We start from the raw sequence: 21,264 nt of genomic DNA on the forward strand, positions 1-21,264 counted from the left end.
ATATAGCGGCTGCGCTTGCTGTCGACGTTCAATTGAAGGGATCCTTTTCTGAAAACGAAATCGCCAGGCAGGGCGGCACGGCGAGGAATGTGTGCCGCCTACTCCCCCAGCAGTTCCGCCACCGGCTCTAGTTGCTCCACATGCTGAGCCACCACTTTAAGGATGACCGTGATCGGGATGCTCAGCAGCATTCCCCAGATGCCCCACAGCCACGCCCAGAAAAGCAGCGAGACGAATACCGCTGCCGTGTTCATCCTAGCGATCCGGCCGGTCATCCAGGTAGTCACGAAGGTTCCGACGAAGGTGGCGACCGCCAGCGAAGCACCTGCGGGCAGCAGCGCCATCGACAGGGTATCGAACTGCATGAAGGCGGCCATGCCGATGGCGGCGGCGGTCACCGCAGGACCGAAGTAGGGAATGACATGCAGCAGGCCTGCGGCGACGGCCCAGGCGCCAGCGTTCTCGAGGCCGATCAGACGCAGTGCGAGCCAGGTAAGCAGCGCCACCAGCACGTTGGTTGCCAGGAGCATGGACATGTAGCGCTGGACCGATGCGTTGATGTCATCGAGGATGCGCACGGTGATCTTCCTGTTCGCAAGCGTCGGACCCGCGAGTCGCACCAGCTTCCTCTTGTAGGTGTCGCCGGACAGCAAGAGAAAGAAAGTCAGGAAGAGCACCATCGCCGCCTGGCCAATCAAACCCACGGCTCCGACCGAGTTGGCCAACAGGAAGTCGCCGAGTTTGAAGCCGGGAGTGTCGATGACGACGCGGGTTGCCGGCCGTCTGGGCGTTGAGTCAATACCTGCCGCCTGGCTGGTCGCCTTTTCGATCTCGCTGGCAGCGGTTTGCACCTTCTGCATGGTACTGGTCTCGCCCTTGTGAACACTGGCGAGACCGGCCGACACCTTGCTCACGCCCCCGGGTACCTGATCGAGGATGGTCTGAAACTGCCCACGCAGCGAGTAGGCGCCCAGGGTGAGCGCACATACGACCCCCGCCATCACCACGGTGCTACCCAGCGCGCGCGGTATTCTGATCTGTTCCAGCCAGACGACCAGAGGATTCAGCGTGTAGGCGAAAAGGAGTCCCAGCAGCAGGGTGATGACAAAGAGCTGTGCCCATTCCAGTGCGAAGACCACGCCTATGGTGGCGAGGACGGCCAGCGACACGGTTTGCGTGCCCGGCCTGATACGAACCGTGGGCGGCACGTCGAACGCCGCCGCGGTCTCGCCGACCGGGGGCTGGGCATCGCGACTCTCGGAGGGTCGCTGGGCAGGGACGCGCAAAGGCATCGCTATTTCGCCGGCTGCTGCGGGTGATTGGCGGCTGACCGCACGCTATTCACGCATCGGCTTGGCTGCGCGAGTTCTTTCGATCGCGGCAGGCGCTTCGCAGCCACCACCGGATTGCAGGCTCCGGCGGTGGCCGCGAATGGTCATCTTGCCATCGCTCACTTGACCCGCATGTCGTTCTTGACGGAGGTGACGCCACCGACGGTGCGTGTCACCGCAACCGCCTTGCTGATCGCCGCCTGCGAACTCACGAAACCGCTCAGTTGAACCGCGCCCTTGAAGGTCTCGACGTTGATCTCGGCGGATTTCAGGCTGGGCTCGTTGAATATGGCGGCCTTGACCTTGGTGGTGATGACGCTGTCGTCCACATACTCGCCGGTCCCCTCCTGCTTCGAGGTTGACGCGCAACCCACGGCAGAGACCAGCGTTACCGCCAGGAACAGTGCGGAAAGATACTTGCCAAGTTGTTTCATGATTGATTCTCCTGATTGAGGTTGAACTGAACTTCCAGATTCCGGCGCTCTATCGATACGCCGCGCATCGACACTGACCTTCGCTCGGACTTTCGGCCTAGCGAAGGCCGCGCGAAACCGCGTGGTACACCAGCAACAGCACGCTTGCGCCGACGACGGCCACCAGCAGGCTGTAAAGATTGAATCCGCTTACACCGGCCATCCCGAAGGTATTGAAGAGCCAGCCGCCGATGACTGCGCCGACAACACCGAGCACGATGTCCATGACGGCACCCTGCCCGGTGCCACTCACCATCTTGCTGGCGATGAACCCGGCGATGAGCCCAAGTACGATCCATGCGACTAAGGACATGATTGCCTCCTGTATCTGCAGCTTTCGGGCCTCGGCATTTGCAGGATCACGCGGCAGGGCCCAACCATCGCTGCCACATCGCCCCACCCGCTCGCGCGCTTATCAGCCGTGCGACCGCATGACGCCCGCCGTGAAGGCGTTTCCCCAACCGACACGCGAACCTGCTGCTGCGCGGCTCAACCACTGGGTCGAATGCTCAGAAGCAGCGTATTCAAAATGCACAAATTGGTCTGTACGGTGGCGCACATTAGTCAGTGCGGGAGGCCATCCCTGCGCGCGGCGGGGTGATGTCACGCCCGGCCGCCTTCCGCTGTACAGTCGACGGCAGCTGCCTCGTGCCGCCTTTTCGCTTCTCTGCGCGGCGCGTCGACGATAAGCGGGGCGAAGCCCGCAGGAGGCGTCGCAGCGCCCCTGAGCGGAGGCGGCGGCATGACACCGATGAAGCGTCTATAGCTGGTCATGATGTGGGTCCTTTACGAAAGCCCCCGCCTCGGCGATCCTGACGCAGTGCGCGGCGCCGAGCTGCGCATTGCTGCAATCGGATCAGGAGGCGTTCGGCAGTGGGTAATCCGACAATTGGTAGTCCTTGTTGCGCTTTTCGAAGCGTCTGATCTGCGCGTCGGCTTTTTCCTGGGTGATGCCGTAGATCTCCTGGATCTTGTCCGAGAGCTCGGCCCGCTTGCCGGCAATCACAGGTTGGTAGTCCCTGTTGCGTTTTTCGAAGCGTTTGATCTGCGTATCGGCCTTGTCCCTGGTGAAGCCGTAGACCTCCTGAATCCTGCCCGAGAGTTCGGCCCGCTTGCCGGCAATCACCGTCAGTTGCTCGTCGGTGAGCTTGCCCCACTGCGCTTTTACCTTGCCCTTGAACTGCTTCCAGTTCCCTGCGACGATATCCCAGTTCATTTCAAGCTCCTTGTGTTCGTAACCCCAACGGCGGAATTGCCAATCGGACATCCTTTGTTGCCGCCGGTTTTTCGCCACCAACGCTCCGCACATGGCGACAGACGGAGGAAGTGGAGGAGTCGATGCACCGACCACGTTCACCAGTGGACGGATTACCAGGAAACGCCAGATGTGACTGCAGCTTGGGCGCATGACCCGGCGCAGTCTGTACGCTAGCGTACGCAGAGCCGCACTCGCGCACCGTCGACGAGGGCCGTGATGGGCTGGCCGCGGCTATCGGGAACCCGGCTCGGCCCGCGCAGCAGAAGCTGCCTTCGCTCCCGGTTTCGGTTCGGGCGCCCTGGATTCGGAGTTTTGGCTTCCATGACCGGAACCCCTTGCCGTTGTCGCGGCCGCTACGCCTCGTCCAGCCATTTTCCCGCCTCGACTGCCTTAGCGTGATCGAAGTAACGGACCTGTGCCTTTGTAAACGGCTTGCAGAAGGTCGCCATGCCGTGCTGCCACCCCTTATCCCCCATCATCGCGAGCCGGTCGATGTCGGCGAAGTGGTGGATGGCGAACTTGCTGTCCGCCCACGCCGCACTGAGCTCCCAGCCGTGGACGTCGGTCATGTCAAACAACACGCGCAGCTTTCCGTGCTGCTGGACGAGTCGCTCGAACGCGGGCACAAACTCCGCGTAATCGTCCTGGATCAGCTTGCCGGTGACGCGAATGGTGAGCAGCTTGCCGTTGTCGTCTTCACTGAGTTGTATGGTCATTGGGAACTCCTTTCGTCAGGTTTCCGCGTTGCGTGCCACTGCTCTTCGATCTGATATCCACGGCACCAGCAAGTCCCGGAGCAGGCTTGACGGCAGCCCTGGACCTGCCGGCCATCCGGATCACCCAGCCCACTGTCAGGCCTTGGACAAGGATCGAGAACACGACCACGAAGTAGGTGAGGGTCAGTATCAGACTGCGCGAGTCGTTGGCCGGTAGAGACAGCGCCATGGCCACCGAGATGCCGCCACGCAAACCACCCCAGGTAAGGACCGCAATCGCTCCTTTCGCCTGCGCTGTCACGCCTCTGAGTGGTCCGATGATTGCCGCGACGCTCAGCCAGCGCGCCGAGAGCACTATCACTATGGAGAGGGCGCCGGCCACCAACCATCCGCGTTCGATCGGCAGCACGAGAAGTTCCAGGCCGATCAGGAGAAAGAGAACGACGTTGAGGATCTCGTCGACAAGCTCCCAGAAGGTGTCGACGTGTTCGCGCGTCTTCTCGGACATGGCGAATGCCCTGCCCCGGTTGCCCACAAACAGACCGGCGACCACAACTGCAATTGGCGCGGACAGATGCAGGGCGTCGGCCAGGGCGTAGAGCCCCATGGCCAGGGCGAGCGTGAGCAGGACCTCCACCTGGTAATTGTCGACCCGCTTGAGCATCTGGTAGGTCACGATTCCGGCCCCCATTGCCAACACCACAGCTCCGCCCACTTCCTTGAGCAGTAGCATGCCGACCGTGCCGATATCGAACGACAGGGGTGCGGCGGCGCCATGTGTGCCATCCAGGCCAGCCAGCTGCAGGAGAACCATAAAGATGACCACACCAAGCCCGTCGTTGAACAAGGACTCGCCCGCCATCTGGACCTCGAGTTGACGGGGTGCGCCAGCGGACTTCATCAGGCCCAGCACGGCGATGGGATCCGTCGGCGAGATCAGGGCACCGAACAACAGGGCATGCAGCAACGGAATTGGCAGATCCAGCCAGCCAAGGACCGCCCACGCCGCTCCGCCGACAATGAAGGTAGACGAGAGCGTCCCGACGATGGCGAGCAAAGAAATGGCTGGCCATTCGCGGCTGAGCTCATCGAGCTTCACATGTATCGAGCCGGCGAACAGCAGGAACGCCAGCATGCCGTGCAGCACCACCTGGTCGAAGTCGATGTGCGCGACCTGGGTGGCCGCCTGCTCCCGTAACCCGCTGGCGTAAGGACCGGCAAGGATCAACGCCAGCGACGCGACCAGAGCGACCAGCATGACACCGATTGTCGTCGGCAGCCTGATATAGCGGTAGTTGATGTAGCTCGATACGGCGGCGAGCGCGATCAGCGTGCTGACCATGGAAAAGAAGTTCATTCAGCTCTTTGGCAAGGGCAGGAGCAGAGCGATCAATGGAGCCAACAGCGTCGCCCACAGCACGGTGGCGATGCGCGTGCCTTTCACGGCGCGGTGGTCGAGCACCTCATGCTCCCCGAGAAGCTCGCTCACTTGGCCGCCGCCCTTCTCGTGCAACAGCATTTCGATCAGGCGCAGTGCCATGACTTCATCATTCTTGCCACTGCCAGTCACGGATCTCGGGCATGTCCTGGCCGTGCTTGTCGATGTACTGCTTGTGCTCGATCAGCTTGTCCTTGAGCCGCTGCTTGACGTAGAGACCCTTGTCCCCGGTCTGCGGCAGGCGGTCGATGGAGGCCATCACGAGGTGGTAGCGGTCCAGATCGTTGAGCACGGTCATGTCGAAAGGCGTCGTGATCGTGCCCTCTTCCTTGTAGCCGCGGACGTGGATGTTGTGGTGGTTGGTGCGGCGGTAGGTCAGCCGGTGGATCAGCGACGGGTAGGCATGGAAAGCGAAGATGACCGGTTTGTCGCTGGTGAAGATCTCGTCGAAATCCTTGTCGCCCAGACCGTGCGGGTGTTCGGTCGGCGGCTGCAGCTTCATCAGGTCGACGACGTTGACCACCCTGATCTTCAGGTCCGGCAGATGCTCGCGCATGATGGAGACAGCGGCGAGCGTCTCCAGCGTGGGCACGTCGCCGCAGCAGGCCATGACCACGTCGGGCGCGACTCCCTGATCGTTGCTGGCCCATTGCCAGATGCCGATGCCTTCGGCGCAGTGCTTGACCGCCGCGTCGATGCTCAGCCACTGTGGCGCCGGGTGCTTGCCCGCGACCACGACGTTGACGTAGTGGCGGCTCCTCAGGCAGTGGTCCATCACCGACAACAGGCAATTGGCATCCGGCGGCAGATAAACGCGCACGACATCCGCCTTCTTGTTGACGACGTGGTCTATGAACCCGGGATCCTGATGAGTGAAGCCGTTGTGATCCTGGCGCCAGACATGGGATGCCAGCAGGTAGTTCAACGAGGCAATTTTCCGCCGCCACGGTAGCTGCGCGGTGACCTTGAGCCACTTGGCGTGCTGGTTGAACATCGAATCGATGATGTGGATGAATGCTTCGTAGCAGTTGAAGAGCCCGTGACGCCCGGTGAGAAGGTAGCCTTCGAGCCAGCCCTCGCACTGGTGTTCGCTGAGCATCGAATCGAGCACACGGCCGCTGGCCGCGAGAAATTCGTCGTTCGGCACGGTTGCCGCGTCCCATTGACGATTGGTCACTTCAAACAAGGCCCCCAGGCCATTCGACAGCGTCTCGTCGGGGCCGAAGACGCGGAAATTGCGCTGCTCCTCGTTCAGCTTTGTCACGTCGCGCAGGAAAGGCCCGAGCACGCGCGTGTCGCCAACGCCGTGCACCCCTGGTGCGGGCACTTCAGCCGCGTAGTCGCGGAAATCCGGCATCCGCAGATCGCGCAGCAGCATGCCGCCATTGGCGTGAGGATTCGCACCCATGCGACGCGTGCCGCTGGGCGCGAGTTCCGCCAACTCAGCCACCAGACGGCCATCGGCATCGAACAGTTCCTCCGGCCGGTAGCTCTTGAGCCAGTCTTCCAACAGTTTGAGGTGTTCGGGATGGGTGGCCGGAGCGGCGAGCGGCACCTGGTGCGCACGGAACGTGCCTTCGATCTGCAGCCCGTCGACCACCTTCGGCCCGGTCCAGCCTTTGGGCGACACGAGGACGATCATCGGCCAGCGCGGGCGCGTGGAAAATCCACGGGTGCGTGCGTCCTGCTGGACCGTCGTGATCTGTTCCACCGCCGTGTCCAGCGCTGCCGCCATCGCCTCATGCATCAACGCCGGCTCGTGCCCCTCGACGAAGCAGGGCGTCCAGCCATAGCCGCGCAGCAGCTGTTCCAGTTCATCGCGGCTGATGCGCGCGAGCAGGGTCGGATTCGCAATCTTGTAGCCGTTGAGATGCAGGATCGGCAGCACCGCGCCGTCGGTGACCGGATCGAGAAACTTGTTGGAATGCCAGGCCGTGGCCAGGGGTCCGGTTTCCGCCTCGCCGTCGCCGACAACGCAGGCGACGATGAGATCGGGATTGTCGAACACCGCGCCGAACGCGTGGCTGAGGGAATAGCCCAGCTCGCCACCCTCGTGGATCGAGCCCGGGCACTCGGGCGACGCGTGGCTGGGAATGCCACCGGGAAACGAAAACTGCAGGAAGAGCTTCTGCAGCCCGGCCTCGTCCCGGGTGATGTCGGGATAGACCTCGCTGTACGTGCCTTCGAGATAGGTATTGGCCACGACCGCCGGACCACCGTGTCCGGGGCCGGAGACGTAGATCATGTCGAGGTCGCATTTCTTGATGACCCGGTTCAGATGCACGTAAATGAAATTCTGCCCGGGGGTCGTGCCCCAGTGCCCCAGCAGCATGTGCTTTACATCGGTGAGCGCCAGCGGCCGCTTGAGCAGCGGGTTGTCGAAAAGGTAGATCTGGCCGACCGACAGATAGTTGGCGGCGCGCCAGTAGGCATCCATCTGCTGCAATAATGTTTGTCATGCCGCGCGCGGCATGAACCTCATTATGCCGACTGCCGGATTATGCCGCGCAGGTGGGTTAAGGCGCGCTTGCAGCAAGGTTCGTTGGGTTGCTGACACGGCATAATCCGTGAGATCTCCTGAGGCTGGCAATGATGCCAGACAAGGAGAGATCACATGACGACAGATGGATTGGAAGGCGGCATGCCACTGGGGCTGCCTGCTTCCCACATTGAAGCTTTTCTGGAAGACCTTCGCGGCGCGGGCTACGCGGAACGGACGATTCGCAAGAAGCGATCGGTAGTGACAGCCTTCACCCGGTGGACAAAGCGCGAGCGCATCGCCCTGGATCGTCTTGGTGACAGCGACATGGCCGCATTCGTGAAACGCTCGTCGGAAACACCGGCGGAGCGCGTTCAGTTTGAAATGGCTGCTTTGCGGCCTCTGCTTGAGTACCTGCGTGCCAAGAGCGTGGTGGTTTTGCCCCTGACACCGATCGACGCATCACCGGCTGACGAACTCAATAAGCGGTACCTGGACTACTTGCGCCACGATCGCGGACTGGCGGAGAACTCGCTTCGCGTGTACGGCCCTCTGGTTCGTGATTTCCTTGCCAGCCAGATGGCCGGAGGTAGCGGTTTATCTCCCGGCTCGTTCGACGCGCTGACGATCCGGCGCTATCTCCTGGCGCGTAGCGTCGATCGCTCAGCCGAGTATTCTCGGCTGCTGGCGACGGCGCTGCGATCACTTTGCCACTTCCTCTTCCTTCGTGGCGATACGCTCGTTGACCTTGCCGTTTCGGTTCCGCCGGTGCGCACATGGCGCCAGTCTTCATTGCCCGCGTTGCTCTCCCCCGAAGAAGTCGAGCGTGTTCTCGACTCTACCGATCGTTCGACATCGCGTGGGTGCCGTGACTACGCGATCCTGCTCTTGCTCGCTCGACTGGGTTTGCGAGCGGGAGAGATCGCCTCGCTGGAACTCGGCGATCTCCTTTGGCGATCAGGGGAGATCGTCGTTCACGGCAAGGGCCGGATGGTAGAACATTTGCCGCTGCTGTCCGATGTTGGCGAGGCGCTGGCTGGCTACCTCCGCGAAGCCCGCGCCAGCGCATCGCGCCGCGTCTTTGTGCGCCTGCTGGCGCCACGTGTCGGGCTGGCGGGCCCGGCGGCGATCGACCATATCGTACGCCTGGCCTTCAGGCGTGCCGGGGTATGCCCGGCGAGCCGTGGCGCTGCGCACCTGTTCCGGCACAGCCTGGCCACCCGAATGATTCGCCACGGCGCGTCCATGGCGGAGATCGGCGAGGTCCTGCGGCATCGCTCGCCAAACAGTACCGCGATCTATGCGAAAGTGTCTTTCGAGGCGCTACGGGGTGTCGCCAGACCCTGGCCGGTAACGGGAGGTACGCGATGAGCGCCCTTCGCGAAGCCCTCATCCAGTATGTGGCCGTGCGCCGCGCCCTCGGTACGAAGTTTCGAGAACCGGCGGTGACACTCGACCATTTTGTCGATTTCCTCGAACGCGAGGCCGCTGAGTTCATCACCACCGAGCTTGCCCTGCGCTGGGCGATCGAACCGGAACAGGTTCAACGTGCCACCTGGGCACGGCGTCTTGGCCTGGCGAGAGGATTCGCTGGCTGGCTCAGCGCCGTCGATTCGCGAACCGAGGTTCCGCCACGGCGCATTCTCGACGCGCGTCGGCGTCGCACAGCGCCGCACATTTATACCGACCAGCAAATCGAACGGCTCATCGCCGAGGCCTCTCAATTGCCTTCGCCCACAGGATTGCGGGCACTGACTTATTCGACGCTCATTGGGCTTCTCGCCGCGACCGGCCTGCGGCCCGGTGAGGCGCTCGCACTCGACCGCTCTGACGTCGATCTCGCCAATGGGATCCTTTCGATCCGACAGACGAAGTTCGGAAAGTCCCGCTTTGTTCCAGTTGAGGACTCGACGCGCGGGGCCCTTGAGCATTATGCACAACGACGGGACGAGCTCTGTTCACACCGACGTAGCGAGGCATTTCTCGTGAGCGAGAAGGGTATTCGCCTAGCCGGTTTTGCGGCCCGTCGTACCTTTGCCAAGATATCTTGCGCGCTCGGCCTTCGCCCGCAGGCCGAGCGTCGGCGTATCGGTCGTGGGCCGCGGCTGCAGGATTTCAGGCACAGCTTTGCCACGGGAAGGCTGGTCGAATGGTATCGGGCGGGGCTGGACATCAAGCAAGAGTTGCCCAAGCTCGCCACCTACCTTGGTCACGTCGATGTCGGCCTTACCTATTGGTATATCGAGGCCGTCCCGGAACTTCTCCAACTGGCCAGCGACTACCCTTGCGTGCAGCTTCCCGGGGGCGAGCCATGAACGCTGCCGGCACGGCCAGCCTCCTGCAACGGTTCTTCACTGACCGCTTGCGCGAGCAGCAAGGGGTCAGCGCACACACGGTGGCGAGTTACCGCGACACCTTCCGCCTGCTGCTGCGTTTCGCCTCGCAGCAGCTCAAGCGGGGGCCTTGCGAATTGCGCATGGAAGACCTCGACGCTCCTTTCCTGGAGACGTTCCTTCGCCACCTCGAACGGGAGCGCGCCAACTCTGCACGCACGCGCAACGCCCGTTTGTCCGCACTGCATGCCTTCTTTCGCTTCGTCGCGATCAATGAACCTGCGCTTTCCCTCCAGTGCCAGCGCATTCTTGCGATCCCCGTGAAACGCTATGAGCGTGCTTCGGTGGCGTTTCTCACCGAGGAAGAGGTCGCGGCTCTCCTGGCCGCGCCTGACCCAGGCACATGGATCGGCGCACGGGACCGGGCGTTGCTGCTCATCGCCGTTCAGACCGGTTTGCGCAATAGCGAGCTCACGTCGCTTCGCCGCCGGGACGTTGAACTCGGCACCGGCGCGCACGTTCGTTGCCTCGGCAAAGGCCGGAAGATGCGCTGTACGCCGCTACGACCAGACGTCGCTGCGATCCTCAACGAATGGTTATCGCGTCAGCACGCAGAACCCGATGATCCGCTCTTCCCCAGTTTGCGCGGCGGCCGTTTGAGCGCCGACGCCTTGCAGCAACTCGTATCGCGGCATGCGGCTACCGCGCGTCAGGCCTGCCCCTCGCTGGCGACGAAGTCCGTGACACCGCACACGCTACGTCACTCGGCAGCCATGGACATGCTCCGGCGCGGCGTAGACACAAGCGTGATCGCCCTCTGGCTCGGCCACGAATCACCGGAGACCACCCAGATTTACTTGCATGCCGACATGCAGCTCAAGCAACGCGCTCTCGCATCTGCCACCGCCAGTGGCCTTGCGCCGGCGCGCTACCAACCCGCCGACCCCTTGCTCGCCTTCCTCGAGAGCCTGTGATTATGCCGACAACTTCGGCGACCGACATCCGCGCCCCGCCGCAAGGGCGTCAGTGAGCAACCCGCACGCGGCATAATCCGGCAGTCGGCATAATTCCGGAGAAAGAGTTCTTGTCGTCATGCTTCAATTCTCCCTTCTCTTCAGGCTGAGAAAATGGATCATCATTACTAATTCTGCATTTCCGGCGTCACAGTACGTCGCCTGTTTCACTGGGCAGGTGACGCCGTGTGCGCGATTCTGGCGATTTCCTTGGCGATTTCCTCCGGCGAAAGCACAAAATCGATGCAACCGCTGGCGATGGCGCTTCGCGGCATATCGGGCTGCGCGGCTGTGTCGAGCTTCTGTGCGATGGTAATGCCGCCCACTTCCTTGATCCCGCACAGCGCGGCCGCGCCGTCGCCGTCAAAGCCGGAGACGATGACCGCGATCAGTTTGCCGTCCCAGTGCTCGGTAAGGGATCGCAGAAAAACCGTGATCACGTCCGGCCATCCGCGCGGCTTGGAGATCGGTTTCAGTCGGAACTCTCCGTCGAGAACATGCAAGTCGCGCTGCATCGGGATGATGAATACGTGGTTGGGCTGGATATCCAATCTTTCCGTAATCAGCGCAACCGGCATTGCGGTGAAGCGCGGCAGAATCTCGTGCAGGCGGGTCGGCACGGTTCTCAGGTGATTGACGATGACGATGGCGACACCCATATCGGCCGGCAGATGCTGCAGTAAACGCGTATAAGCGTCGAGCCCGCCGGCCGAACCGCCCACACATACGACGGGGAAGTTTTTGGCGGAAATCTTGGCGTTCATTCGCTGGCGCAGTTCCGGCGTGAGCTTTTCGGCGTTCATGTCCTGGGTTCCGCGAGTTGATCCGAGACTGCGGACGCGAGCGGCAAGCCCGGCTATCCTGAGCGCCCCGGCGCTGCGGATGATCGCAGCATCATGCAATCCATCTTCCTGCCAGCAGCAGCGGTTCCTCTCTCATACAGCGCGAACCGGCGTTCGCTAGTCACCTTGTTTTCCATTGGTTGCCCGATGGCTTGAGGGTGGTCAGCCCGAGGCTTTCCCGATCCTGCATAGCAACGCGATACCAGAGAAACTCGTGCGCCGGATAGCCGATTTTCAGCAGGTCCTTGATGGTGGTCGGAGACTGTCCGCACCAGGAGCCCGGAGTGATAGGGCGTTGTTCACGCCGTAAGGCTCGTGCACACCTTTTGCAGCAGTGCCCGTACTTCCCTGGCGATGTCAGTCACTTCCCGTTTGTCGACCACCTTCAACACCGCCTCGGGATCCATGAATGCAACCGTTACGCTTGCATCGGCTTCCTCGCGCACCACCACATTGCACGGTAGCAGCAGGCCAATGTCGGGTTCGGCCTCGATCGCGCGGTGGGCCAGCGGCGGATTGCAGGCGCCGAGGATGCGATAGGGCCGTTGCTCGACGTTGAGCTTGGCTTTCAGCGTCGCCTTGATATCAATATCGCTGAGCACACCGAAGCCTTCGTTCTTCAGAGCCGCGGTGACTTTTACGACCGCCGCGTCGAACGGCATATCTAGATGGGTGCTGAATCCGTACATGATTCGATTCCTTTCAAGTCAGGTGTCGGCGCCGGGGTGAAACCGGCGTCCACAAGCCGACATAAATCTGGTGCGAGCAAGGCCGGAGCTGTGGTCTGGAACGTTGGTTAGAGAGCGCCAAGAGAGGGCCGCCCGGCCCGTGGGCAAAGGCGGTCGGTGCAGGGGCTGGCCGAGGACGGTTTCTGAATCAGGCGTCGTGCTGCTCGCGCATCCGGTAGGACGATCCTTCGATGACCAGTGTCTCGGCATGATGCAGCAGGCGGTCGAGCAAGGCGGCAGTGAGGGTGCTGTCGTTGTTGAAGATCTCCGGCCATTGTTTGTACGCTTTATTCGACGTGATGATTGTTGAACCGCGCTCATAGCGCTGACTGATCACCTGGAAGAGGCCATCGGCGCCAAACTTGTCAATCGGCAGATAGCCCAATTCGTCGACGCAGAGGATGGCGGGTTTGGGGTTTGAGGTGCAGTGGAACGGAAAACCGGGTTAGGTGTTTGTCATCGCCAGACTAGCCATGGCTACAGCCGTACGCTTCCCCCACTTTGGCCAAAAGGTATGTGTGGCCCCAGATCCGGGCAAGCGCGCTGCCTATTCGTCGTCTGAGGGGTTGCGCAAGGGTCGCAATTCGCCTGTGTTCACAGCAAGCAAACCTGATTGGTGAGCTACTGTCGCGGCCAAGCTGAAACTGGTCGCCGTCAGCCGGCGCGAAGCTGGATGTTCTTGGGGTGGATGTTCTTCGAGCGCTTGATATAGAGCTGGTTTTTCTTCGCTGTTTGGGTCTTCTTTGGTTTTATTTCCAGATCGTGTAGTAGCCCGTCCTGTGATGAGGCAGGAGGGGACGCGAGATGGACAGAGAGAAGCAGGACCCCTGCGTGAATTGCGGTCAGGCGTTTGTGCCGGACAGGCGTAACGCGCGGCATCAGCGTTATTGCGGGTCCGCGGCGTGCAAGGCAGCGAGCAAGCGGGCCAGCCAGGCGAAATGGCTCGCCAAGAACCTCGACTATCACCGCGGACCGGAAGCCGTGGCGCGGGTCCAGGCCTGGCGACAGGAGCACCCTGGATACAGCCGCGGCAAGCGTGCGCCGCTTGCCGAGTCCGCGATACAAGAAACCTTAATGTTCGAGCCTGACGCCTCGGCGCCCCTGCCAGCAGAGGCCGTGCGCCCAGCGAAGAAATCTTGTAACGCTCCCACGATCGAACTGGCGCCACCGTTACAAGATTTCTTGAACGCCCAACCTACTGTTCTGATTGGCTTAATCGCCCATATCTGGGGCAGTACGTTACAAGATGACATCGCCTCGGCCCTGACCCGGCTGCTACAACTGGGACAGGACATTCGAGGAGGCCCGCATGAACAGTCCGACCAAGCGGCTATTGAATCCGCAACGTCAGCGGCAGGTGCCCGCGCATTTCAGCTGGCTCGATCATCGGCTGGTGCGGGAACACTACATCGAGAAGGCTGACGTCTGCGCCTGGGCGCTGTACCTGTTTCTGGTCACTGTCGCCGACGCCTGCGGTCTTTCCTACTACAGCGAGGCCAGCCTCTGCCGACGACTGCAGATGGACGCCGTTCGCCTGGCCCGCGCCCGCCGGGACTTGATCGCCCTCGACCTGATCGCCTACGACGCACCGTTGTACCAGGTCCTGAGCGTGCCCGAGTGTGTGCCGGTCGGCACGCGTCTGGCGCGGCTGCGCGCTGTTCTGGAGAGCCGGCCATGATCGACTATGCCACGTGGTGCGCCATTCGCGAGGGGGTGGCCAGTCATCTGACGGCCCCCCAACTTGCCGCTAGCCTGGACCTGGACGTCAAGACCGTCCGCCACTGGATCGACCGCCCGTACGCCCCGCGGGCGCGCGTGCCGCGGGCCAGCAAGCTCGATCCCTACAAGGGGCGCATCGTCGGCTGGCTCGATGCGCATCCGCTCACCGCCCAGCAGGTGTTTCAACGCCTGCGGGATGCTGGCTACGAGGGCGGCATCAGCATCGTCAAGGACTACGTCCACAAGATCCGCCCACCCCGGCGCGAAGCCTTCCTGACCCTGGCCTTCGCCCCCGGGGAAGTCGCCCAGGTCGACTGGGGGGAATACGGCACCATCGCCGTGGGCAACACCCGCCGCCGCCTTTCGTTCTTCGTCATGGTGCTGGCCTGGAGCCGGAAGCTGTACGTCGAGTTTGCGCTCTCGCAAACGATGGAGCACTTCCTGGCGGCACACATCAACGCCTTTGCTGCCCTGGGGGTGCCGCGCAAGGTCATGGTCGATAATCTGCGCAGTGCGGTCTTGCGCCATGTGCGTGGCGAGCCGGTGCAGTTCAATCCCCGCTATCTCGACTTCGCCCGCCATTACGGCTTCGAAATCGTCGCCTGTGCGCCGAGAAAAGGGAATGAGAAGGGACGCGCGGAAAGGGGCGTCGCTTATGTCAAAACCAATTTCCTGGCCGGCCTGGAGCTGCCAAACTTCAGCGCGCTCAATCCGGCCGTCAGGCTGTGGCTGGAGACGGTTGCCAACGTCCGCCTGCATCGCGAAACACAACGCCGGCCGGAAGACCTCTGGGTCGAGGAACGCGCTCATCTGCAGCCGGTCAATCCCCGGCTGTTCGATGTCGGCCGCGTCCTGACCGTTCGTGCCAACCGACAGTTCCGGGTCACGCTCGAGAGCAATCGCTATTCCGTCCCCGCCCGCCTGGCGGGCCGACCGGTGACGATGAAGGTCTATCCGGATCGCGTCTGTGTCTATCACGACGGCGAATTGGTCGCCCGCCATGGGCGTTCCTTCGAACGCCATCAGGACATCGAGGACCCCGATCACCCGAAGACCTTGATCGCTCAACGTCGGCATGCCCGCGATGCGTTGGTACTCAAGCGCTTCCTGGGTTTGACGCCACTGGCAGAGAAATATCACGCCGGCTTGCTCGATCGCCGGGGGAATGCGATAGCGCATGTGCGCAAGATCGTGGCACTGGCCGAGATCCACGGTGACGACGCGGTCGTGCGGGCGATGACCGATGCCCTGACCTTTGAGGCCTTCAGCAGCGAATACATCGCCCATCTGATTGACGCACGTCGCCGCCAGTTGCCCGAGCCGAGCCCGCTACACCTTATCCGCCGGCAGGATCTGCTGGAGCTTGAACTGCCACCACCGGACTTGTCCGCTTATTCTGGCATCCGCACGGGAAACAATCCGCAAGACGAGGTAGGAGGTGATCATGACCATGTCTGAGGCGCTTCTCGCGAAGCATCTGGGTCGTTTGCAGCTGCCGTATTTCGTTCAGCACGCGCCGGGCTTGATGGCTCAGGCGGCCCGTGAGTCGTGGTCTCATGGCCGCTTTCTCGAAGACCTGGTGGCCGGCGAGGTCGCTCGCCGCGATGAGGCGCTGATTGCCCGCCGCATTAAGGCCGCGCGCTTGCCCGGCATCAAGACGCTGGACGGCTTCGACTGGTCGTGGCCGAAGAAGATCAATCGGCCGCAAATCCAGCATCTGTTCCGCCTCGATTTCGTGCCGCCGCATGGCAACGTGATTCTGCTCGGCGCGGTCGGCGTCGGCAAGACTCATCTGGCCATAGCCCTCGCTCATGCGGCCTGCCTGCAGGGCCTGACGACGCTGTTCACCACCGCCGTCGACATCGTCAATGCGCTGGCCGCCGCCCAGGCCACCGGCGGGGTCAAACGCGAGATGACCAGGCTGCTCAAACCCGCCATCCTCTGCGTCGACGAATTGGGCTATCTGCCGATTGACAAGTTTGGCGCCGATGGCCTCTTCCAGGTGATCAGTCAGCGCTATGAGCGCGGTTCGACAATCATCACGTCGAATAAAGCGTACAAACAATGGCCGGAGATCTTCAACAACGACAGCACCCTCACTGCCGCCTTGCTCGACCGCCTGCTGCATCATGCCGAGACACTGGTCATCGAAGGATCGTCCTACCGGATGCGCGAGCAGCACGACGCCTGATTCAGAAACCGTCCTCGGCCAGCCCCTGCACCGACCGCCTTTGCCCACGGGCCGGGCGGCCCTCTCTTGGCGCTCTCTAACCAACGTTCCAGACCACAGCTCCGGCCTTGCTCGCACCAGATTTATGTCGGCTTGTGGACGCCGGTTTCACCCCGGCGCCGACAAGCTACGCCCAGTTGTCCAGGATTAGCGGTGCAGCGATCCGCTCGTAATGGCGGTTATTGTTGGTGACTAACACCGCACCGGCTGACAACGAGTGTGCGGCGATCATCATATCCAGTTCGCCGATCGGTTGCCCCGTGCTGACGAGTTGGTGGCGGATTTCGGCGTACCAGTCAGCGGCATCGGCGTCCCACGGCAGGATGCGGACGATCTTGAAGAACTGGCGCACCGCCAGATGCAAACGATGATCGCCCGCCAATCGCTTCAGGCCATATTGCAATTCCGCCCGCGTCATCACCGAGATGCAAACCATCGACGGCATGAGGGCCGCCAGCTTGGTTTCTATCGCGCGCGATTTTCCCTTGATCAGGTAGCTTGCCGTGTCGGTGTCCAGCATATGCAGCATCGCTAGCGGCTCACCGTGTTGTTCGTAGAGAGATCGTCGTCGAAGATGCCTCGTTCTTGCGGCAACACATTCAGCGGGCGCTCGGCCATGAAATCTGCAGGAACGTCGACTTCATGCAGCAACTCGAAAAATTCGTTCCAGGTTTTGGCCCCCGGACGGTTGGACAGCACGACATCGCCGGTTGCATCGTCGCGCGTGACATAGACCTCGTCCCCTTCAAAGCGGAAGTCCGAGGGGAGACGCACCGCCTGACTGGCGCCGTTCTTGAACAGCTTGGCAATACGTGTCTCGATCATCATGGCTCTCCCTGGCGCGCCGCAAAGTATATGCGCAAGTATATACAATCTACCGAAGCAGGCCGACTTTTCCTCGTTTCTAGCCAATTGGGATGGTCAAATAGACGATGGCCAACTTACATTGCCTTTCACATTATTGGCTGCTTGATCTATAGTGGGCCAAGTTCCGTATACCCATCTTGGCCAGGCTCCATGAAAGTCGCCCGCATCTATCTCCGCGTCAGCACCGATGAACAGGACCTCACCCGTCAGGCCGAGATCGAGCACAGCACCCGGGCGGCCGATTACTACGTCGCCGGCGTCTACCGTGAGAAAGCATCCGGTGCCCGCGCTGACCGACCTGAACTGCTGCGGATGATCGCCGATCTGCAACCGGGCGAAGTGGTGGTCGCCGAGAAGATCGACCGCATCAGCCGACTCCCATTGGCCGAGGCCGAGCAACTGGTCGGCTCGATCCGGGCCAAAGGGGCGAGGCTGGCCGTACCGGGTTTGGTCGATCTCTCCGACTTGGCGGCTGACGCCGACGGCGTTGCCAAGATTGTGCTGGAGTCGGTGCAGGAACTTCTGCTCAAGCTGGCCCTGCAAATGGCTCGCGACGATTACGAGACACGCCGCGAGCGGCAGCGCCAAGGCGTGCAACTGGCCAAGGCATCCGGCAAATACACCGGTCGGAAGCCGGATGCCACCACACACCAGCGCATTGTTGCCCTGCGCCAGGCGGGCTATACGATCCAGAAAACCGCCAAGCTGGCCGGGTGTAGCGAAAGCCAGGTCAAACGAATTTGGGCCATGCACCAAGGCAAGCCGTAAGGGTGTAGCCGCCGTTCTACGGAAGCACGCATGCCGGTCAGCTTTCTGTCCAACGAACAACGCGAGAACTATGGTCACTATACAGGGACGCCGTCACCCCACGACCTCGCCCGCTACTTCCACCTCGACGATGCCGACCACGCGCTGATCGCGCAGAAGCGCGGCAAGCACAACCGGCTCGGTTTCGCCGTGCAGCTCGGTACGGTGCGTTATCTCGGCACGTTCCTTGAAGACCCACTGGCTGTGCCGGTGTCGGTGCTGCAGTCGCTGGCCAGGCAATTGCGCATCGAGGTGGGGAGCCGTGTGTTGGCCTACCGTGTGGGCGAGCAACGTTGGCAGCATAGGACGGAAATCCGCCGCTTCTATGGCTATGTCGAGATCACCGAGCGCCAGGTCGGCTTTCGCCTGACCCGCTGGCTATACGCGCTGTGCTGGACCGGCACCGATCGCCCAAGTGTCCTGTTCGAGCGAGCCGTCACTTGGCTGGTGACGCACAAGGTGCTGCTGCCCGGCTGCAGCACCCTCGAACGCTATATCGCCCGCCTGCGCAGTCGGGTCGAGGAGCGGCTGTGGCGCTCGCTTGGCCGGGGTATTAGCGGCGAACAGCAGGACAAGCTGGAAAATCTGCTGGTCGTCCCAGCCGGCAGCCGAACTTCGCCACTGGATCGCCTACGCACCGGACCGGTGATGGTCAGCAGTCGATCGCTGGTCTTGGCCCTGATGCGGCTGAGCTCGGTGCGCGAACTGGGCATCAGGCTGCCAGCCGCGGCCCGTATCCCGGCCACCCGTGTGGCGGCCTTGGCGCGGTATGCGGGCACTGCCAAGGTCGGTGCCATCCTGCGCTTGCCGCATCCGCGCCGCTTGGCGACGCTGGTCGCCTTCGCGCATTGCCTGGAAGCTAGCGCGCAGGACGACGTACTGGAAGTGCTGGAGACGATCCTGCGTGATGTATTCGGCGACGCCATCAAGGCCGACAGGAAAGCCCGCCTGCGCTCGCTGAGGGATCTGGATCAAGCGGCCGCGACCCTGGCCGGCGCCTGCCAGATGCTGCTGGATATCGGTTTGCCAGATGCCGAGCTGCGCACCAGATTGTTCGAGAAGATTCCACGCTCCACGCTCACGCGGGCACTTGAAGGCGTCAATGCCCTGATCCGACCCGCCGACAACGTGTACTACCGGGAGTTGGATGCCAAGTATCGAACGGTGCGTTGCTTTCTGCCGGCTCTGGTCGAGAACATTCGCTTCGGCGCGAACGCCGCCGGCGAGCCGGTCGTTGCTGCCTTCGATTGGCTGCGGGTCAACATGGGGCGAAAGAAGCCAGGCAACGATGCTCCGCTCGAAGTCGTCGGCAAATCCTGGCGACGGCATGTTCTGCGAGACGATGACAGCGTCGATTTCCATGCCTACATCTTTTGCGTGCTGGATGAATTGCACACGGCCTTGCGCCGACGTGACGTGTTTGTGGCGCCAAGCTGGCGTTATGCCGATCCGCGCACCGGCCTACTCGATGGCGCCGAGTGGGAAGCCACCCGGCCGATCATCTGCCGGACCTTGGGACTATCGGCCGATCCCGAGCCGACGCTGACCGCCTTGGCTACCGAGCTGGATCGCACCTATCGTGCGGTGGTCGACCGGTTGCCAGACAACCCGGCGGTGCGATTCGAAACGACTGGCGACAAACACGATCTGGTGCTCAGTCCCTTCGACAAGCTGGATGAGCCAGCCTCGTTGGTCGCGTTGCGCGAGAAGGTCGCCGGGTTGCTGCCTCGCGTCGACCTGCCCGAACTGATTCTGGAAATCGCCGCACGGACAGGATTCACCGATGCTTTCACCCACATCTCGGAGCGTACGGCCCGCGCCGCCGATCTCCCGATCAGCCTGTGCGCGGTACTGATGGCCGAAGCCTGCAATACCGGACCGGAGCCGTTGATTCGCGGCGACATCCCGGCACTCAAGCGCGAGCGCTTATCCTGGGTAGACCAGAATTATGTCCGCGACGACACGCTGACAGCGGCCAACGCGATGCTGGTCAATGCGCAATCGCGTCTGGTTCTGGCAACCCTTTGGGGTGGCGGCGAGGTCGCATCGGCCGACGGCATACGTTTCGTGGTGCCGGTGCGCACGGTGCATGCCGGCCCCAATCCCAAATATTTCGGGGTCGGTCGCGGCGTCACCTGGTACAACCTGATCTCTGACCAGTTCTCTGGCTTGAACGACATCACCGTGCCCGGCACCTTGCGCGACAGTCTGATCCTCCTGGCCGTGGTGCTCGAACAACAGACCGACCTTCAGCCAACGCAGATCATGACCGACACCGGCGCCTACAGCGACGTGGTGTTCGGTCTTTTCCGGCTGCTCGGCTATCGCTTCAGCCCGCGGTTGGCGGATGTCGGCGGCACACGCTTCTGGCGAATCGACCCGCAGGCTGACTACGGCCTGCTCAATACTGTTTCGGCCCACCATCTCAGCTTGCAGAAGATCGTACCGTATTGGGACGATATGTTGCGCCTGGCCGGTTCGCTCAAACTCGGTCGCGTGCCGGCCGCCGGAATCATGCGCACACTCCAGGTTGGCGACCGGCCAACAAGGCTGGCACTGGCGATCGCTGAATTTGGCCGAATCGACAAGACCATCCACACGCTGACCTACATCGATGATGAAGCCAAGCGGCGCGGTACGTTGACGCAGCTCAACCGAGGTGAGGGCCGACACAGCGTTGCCCGAGCCGTGTTCCATGGCAAACGCGGCGAGCTGCGCCAACGTTACCGCGCAGGACAGGAAGACCAGTTGGGCGCGCTCGGCTTGGTGCTGAACATGATCGTGTTGTGGAACACCATCTACATCGAGGAGGCCTTGAAGCAACTGCGCTCGGAGGGCTACCCGGTGGCAGACGAAGACGTGGTGCGCTTGTCTCCATTGCTACACGAGCACATCAACATGCTGGGGCGCTATTCGTTCTCGGTTCCGGAAGCTGTGACCAAAGGCGAATTGCGACCCTTGCGCAATCCCGCCGACGACGAATAGGCAGCGCGCTTGCCGGGATCTGGGACAGCAGATACCTTGGAGAAG

Annotated in this window: 20 protein-coding genes and 2 pseudogenes; 8 read left to right on the forward strand and 14 right to left on the reverse strand. The window is 62.2% G+C overall.

Annotated elements, in window-relative coordinates:
- Window positions 1-98 precede the first annotated feature (98 nt).
- The 8 genes and pseudogenes from QZ634_RS04635 to QZ634_RS04670 all read right to left on the reverse strand — a co-directional run bounded on the left by QZ634_RS04635 (window position 99) and on the right by QZ634_RS04670 (window position 7,653).
- The gene (locus QZ634_RS04635) at window positions 99-1,292 is read right to left on the reverse strand and encodes an AI-2E family transporter (protein WP_291985988.1); all 1,194 of its coding nucleotides are present in this window, start codon (window positions 1,290-1,292) and stop codon (window positions 99-101) included.
- A 158-nt stretch (window positions 1,293-1,450) separates the two neighbouring features.
- Window positions 1,451-1,765 carry a BON domain-containing protein gene (locus QZ634_RS04640; protein ID WP_042330203.1) on the reverse strand — a complete coding sequence of 105 codons (315 nt, stop codon included), beginning with the start codon at window positions 1,763-1,765 and terminating at the stop codon, window positions 1,451-1,453.
- Window positions 1,766-1,862: 97 nt separating this feature from the next.
- A complete protein-coding gene (locus QZ634_RS04645) occupies window positions 1,863-2,117 on the reverse strand; it encodes a GlsB/YeaQ/YmgE family stress response membrane protein (protein ID WP_291985990.1) in 255 nt (84 codons plus the stop codon).
- Between the two features lie 702 nt (window positions 2,118-2,819).
- Window positions 2,820-3,020: pseudogene (locus tag QZ634_RS04650) on the reverse strand (CsbD family protein); the annotation flags it as partial.
- Window positions 3,021-3,415: 395 nt separating this feature from the next.
- The gene (locus QZ634_RS04655; RefSeq protein ID WP_291985992.1) at window positions 3,416-3,778 is read right to left on the reverse strand and encodes an STAS/SEC14 domain-containing protein; all 363 of its coding nucleotides are present in this window, start codon (window positions 3,776-3,778) and stop codon (window positions 3,416-3,418) included.
- A complete protein-coding gene (locus QZ634_RS04660) occupies window positions 3,759-5,120 on the reverse strand; it encodes a sodium:proton antiporter (protein ID WP_291985994.1) in 1,362 nt (453 codons plus the stop codon). The genes QZ634_RS04655 and QZ634_RS04660 overlap by 20 nt, the downstream gene beginning before the upstream one ends.
- Before the next feature lie 15 nt (window positions 5,121-5,135).
- Window positions 5,136-5,318 (reverse strand): hypothetical protein, encoded by a 183-nt coding sequence (locus QZ634_RS04665; protein WP_291985996.1) that lies wholly within the window; start codon window positions 5,316-5,318, stop codon window positions 5,136-5,138.
- A gap of 7 nt (window positions 5,319-5,325) precedes the next feature.
- Window positions 5,326-7,653, reverse strand: coding sequence for a phosphoketolase (locus tag QZ634_RS04670; RefSeq protein WP_291985998.1), 2,328 nt, complete (start codon window positions 7,651-7,653; stop codon window positions 5,326-5,328).
- 177 nt (window positions 7,654-7,830) lie between these two features.
- On the opposite strand from QZ634_RS04670, the gene QZ634_RS04675 reads away from it, so the two are divergent.
- The 3 genes from QZ634_RS04675 to QZ634_RS04685 are packed head-to-tail and all read left to right on the forward strand — an operon-like array spanning window position 7,831 to window position 11,002.
- On the forward strand, window positions 7,831-9,066 hold the full coding sequence (locus tag QZ634_RS04675) for a tyrosine-type recombinase/integrase (RefSeq protein WP_291986000.1): 1,236 nt from the start codon (window positions 7,831-7,833) through the stop codon (window positions 9,064-9,066).
- Complete coding sequence (locus QZ634_RS04680; protein ID WP_291986002.1) at window positions 9,063-10,010, forward strand: tyrosine-type recombinase/integrase; 948 nt, start codon at window positions 9,063-9,065, stop codon at window positions 10,008-10,010. Before QZ634_RS04675 ends, QZ634_RS04680 begins: the two co-directional genes overlap by 4 nt.
- On the forward strand, window positions 10,007-11,002 hold the full coding sequence (locus QZ634_RS04685) for a tyrosine-type recombinase/integrase (protein ID WP_291986004.1): 996 nt from the start codon (window positions 10,007-10,009) through the stop codon (window positions 11,000-11,002). The genes QZ634_RS04680 and QZ634_RS04685 overlap by 4 nt, the downstream gene beginning before the upstream one ends.
- A gap of 206 nt (window positions 11,003-11,208) precedes the next feature.
- Here the strand turns inward: QZ634_RS04685 and QZ634_RS04690 are convergent, their stop codons facing one another.
- The 4 genes and pseudogenes from QZ634_RS04690 to QZ634_RS04705 all read right to left on the reverse strand — a co-directional run bounded on the left by QZ634_RS04690 (window position 11,209) and on the right by QZ634_RS04705 (window position 13,676).
- On the reverse strand, window positions 11,209-11,805 hold the full coding sequence (locus QZ634_RS04690; protein ID WP_291988009.1) for a chemotaxis protein CheB: 597 nt from the start codon (window positions 11,803-11,805) through the stop codon (window positions 11,209-11,211).
- A 377-nt stretch (window positions 11,806-12,182) separates the two neighbouring features.
- On the reverse strand, window positions 12,183-12,572 hold the full coding sequence (locus QZ634_RS04695; RefSeq protein WP_291986006.1) for a DUF302 domain-containing protein: 390 nt from the start codon (window positions 12,570-12,572) through the stop codon (window positions 12,183-12,185).
- Window positions 12,573-12,759: 187 nt separating this feature from the next.
- Window positions 12,760-13,023 (reverse strand): annotated as a pseudogene (locus tag QZ634_RS04700) (ATP-binding protein); the annotation flags it as partial.
- Between the two features lie 242 nt (window positions 13,024-13,265).
- Complete coding sequence (locus QZ634_RS04705) at window positions 13,266-13,676, reverse strand: hypothetical protein (RefSeq protein ID WP_291985706.1); 411 nt, start codon at window positions 13,674-13,676, stop codon at window positions 13,266-13,268.
- Between the two features lie 244 nt (window positions 13,677-13,920).
- Between QZ634_RS04705 and QZ634_RS04710 the strand changes: the two genes are divergently transcribed.
- From QZ634_RS04710 to istB, 3 genes are read left to right on the forward strand one after another with little or no spacing between them, the layout of a single operon-like run.
- The gene (locus tag QZ634_RS04710; RefSeq protein ID WP_291985704.1) at window positions 13,921-14,289 is read left to right on the forward strand and encodes a hypothetical protein; all 369 of its coding nucleotides are present in this window, start codon (window positions 13,921-13,923) and stop codon (window positions 14,287-14,289) included.
- A complete protein-coding gene (istA, locus tag QZ634_RS04715) occupies window positions 14,286-15,788 on the forward strand; it encodes an IS21 family transposase (protein WP_291985702.1) in 1,503 nt (500 codons plus the stop codon). Before QZ634_RS04710 ends, istA begins: the two co-directional genes overlap by 4 nt.
- Window positions 15,775-16,521 carry an IS21-like element helper ATPase IstB gene (gene istB / locus QZ634_RS04720; protein ID WP_291985700.1) on the forward strand — a complete coding sequence of 249 codons (747 nt, stop codon included), beginning with the start codon at window positions 15,775-15,777 and terminating at the stop codon, window positions 16,519-16,521. The genes istA and istB overlap by 14 nt, the downstream gene beginning before the upstream one ends.
- A 166-nt stretch (window positions 16,522-16,687) precedes the next feature.
- Here istB and QZ634_RS04725 read toward each other — a convergent pair whose 3' ends face one another.
- Both QZ634_RS04725 and QZ634_RS04730 read right to left on the reverse strand, forming a co-directional pair.
- Window positions 16,688-17,089 carry a type II toxin-antitoxin system VapC family toxin gene (locus tag QZ634_RS04725; protein WP_291986008.1) on the reverse strand — a complete coding sequence of 134 codons (402 nt, stop codon included), beginning with the start codon at window positions 17,087-17,089 and terminating at the stop codon, window positions 16,688-16,690.
- Between the two features lie 2 nt (window positions 17,090-17,091).
- Complete coding sequence (locus QZ634_RS04730; protein ID WP_291988010.1) at window positions 17,092-17,385, reverse strand: AbrB/MazE/SpoVT family DNA-binding domain-containing protein; 294 nt, start codon at window positions 17,383-17,385, stop codon at window positions 17,092-17,094.
- Window positions 17,386-17,577: 192 nt separating this feature from the next.
- Between QZ634_RS04730 and QZ634_RS04735 the strand changes: the two genes are divergently transcribed.
- Together QZ634_RS04735 and QZ634_RS04740 are read left to right on the forward strand one after the other, a co-directional pair.
- Window positions 17,578-18,195 (forward strand): recombinase family protein, encoded by a 618-nt coding sequence (locus QZ634_RS04735; protein WP_291986010.1) that lies wholly within the window; start codon window positions 17,578-17,580, stop codon window positions 18,193-18,195.
- A gap of 30 nt (window positions 18,196-18,225) precedes the next feature.
- Window positions 18,226-21,219, forward strand: a complete 2,994-nt coding sequence (locus tag QZ634_RS04740; protein WP_291986012.1) for a Tn3 family transposase — start codon at window positions 18,226-18,228, stop codon at window positions 21,217-21,219.
- Window positions 21,220-21,264 lie beyond the last annotated feature (45 nt).

The sequence above is a fragment of the Candidatus Accumulibacter sp. ACC007 genome (assembly GCF_907163205.1).
In the GTDB taxonomy this organism is placed as follows: Bacteria; Pseudomonadota; Gammaproteobacteria; order Burkholderiales; family Rhodocyclaceae; genus Accumulibacter; species Accumulibacter regalis.

Coding starts and splice junctions, on each gene's coding strand:
- QZ634_RS04635 (WP_291985988.1), bottom strand. CDS start 1,292: ATGCCTTTGCGCGTCCCTGCCCAGCGACCCTCCGAGAGTCGCGATGCC.
- QZ634_RS04640 (WP_042330203.1), bottom strand. CDS start 1,765: ATGAAACAACTTGGCAAGTATCTTTCCGCACTGTTCCTGGCGGTAACG.
- QZ634_RS04645 (WP_291985990.1), bottom strand. CDS start 2,117: ATGTCCTTAGTCGCATGGATCGTACTTGGGCTCATCGCCGGGTTCATC.
- QZ634_RS04655 (WP_291985992.1), bottom strand. CDS start 3,778: ATGACCATACAACTCAGTGAAGACGACAACGGCAAGCTGCTCACCATT.
- QZ634_RS04660 (WP_291985994.1), bottom strand. CDS start 5,120: ATGGTCAGCACGCTGATCGCGCTCGCCGCCGTATCGAGCTACATCAAC.
- QZ634_RS04665 (WP_291985996.1), bottom strand. CDS start 5,318: ATGGCACTGCGCCTGATCGAAATGCTGTTGCACGAGAAGGGCGGCGGC.
- QZ634_RS04670 (WP_291985998.1), bottom strand. CDS start 7,653: ATGGATGCCTACTGGCGCGCCGCCAACTATCTGTCGGTCGGCCAGATC.
- QZ634_RS04675 (WP_291986000.1), top strand. CDS start 7,831: ATGACGACAGATGGATTGGAAGGCGGCATGCCACTGGGGCTGCCTGCT.
- QZ634_RS04680 (WP_291986002.1), top strand. CDS start 9,063: ATGAGCGCCCTTCGCGAAGCCCTCATCCAGTATGTGGCCGTGCGCCGC.
- QZ634_RS04685 (WP_291986004.1), top strand. CDS start 10,007: ATGAACGCTGCCGGCACGGCCAGCCTCCTGCAACGGTTCTTCACTGAC.
- QZ634_RS04690 (WP_291988009.1), bottom strand. CDS start 11,805: ATGAACGCCAAGATTTCCGCCAAAAACTTCCCCGTCGTATGTGTGGGC.
- QZ634_RS04695 (WP_291986006.1), bottom strand. CDS start 12,572: ATGTACGGATTCAGCACCCATCTAGATATGCCGTTCGACGCGGCGGTC.
- QZ634_RS04710 (WP_291985704.1), top strand. CDS start 13,921: ATGAACAGTCCGACCAAGCGGCTATTGAATCCGCAACGTCAGCGGCAG.
- istA (WP_291985702.1), top strand. CDS start 14,286: ATGATCGACTATGCCACGTGGTGCGCCATTCGCGAGGGGGTGGCCAGT.
- istB (WP_291985700.1), top strand. CDS start 15,775: ATGACCATGTCTGAGGCGCTTCTCGCGAAGCATCTGGGTCGTTTGCAG.
- QZ634_RS04725 (WP_291986008.1), bottom strand. CDS start 17,089: ATGCTGCATATGCTGGACACCGACACGGCAAGCTACCTGATCAAGGGA.
- QZ634_RS04730 (WP_291988010.1), bottom strand. CDS start 17,385: ATGATCGAGACACGTATTGCCAAGCTGTTCAAGAACGGCGCCAGTCAG.
- QZ634_RS04735 (WP_291986010.1), top strand. CDS start 17,578: ATGAAAGTCGCCCGCATCTATCTCCGCGTCAGCACCGATGAACAGGAC.
- QZ634_RS04740 (WP_291986012.1), top strand. CDS start 18,226: ATGCCGGTCAGCTTTCTGTCCAACGAACAACGCGAGAACTATGGTCAC.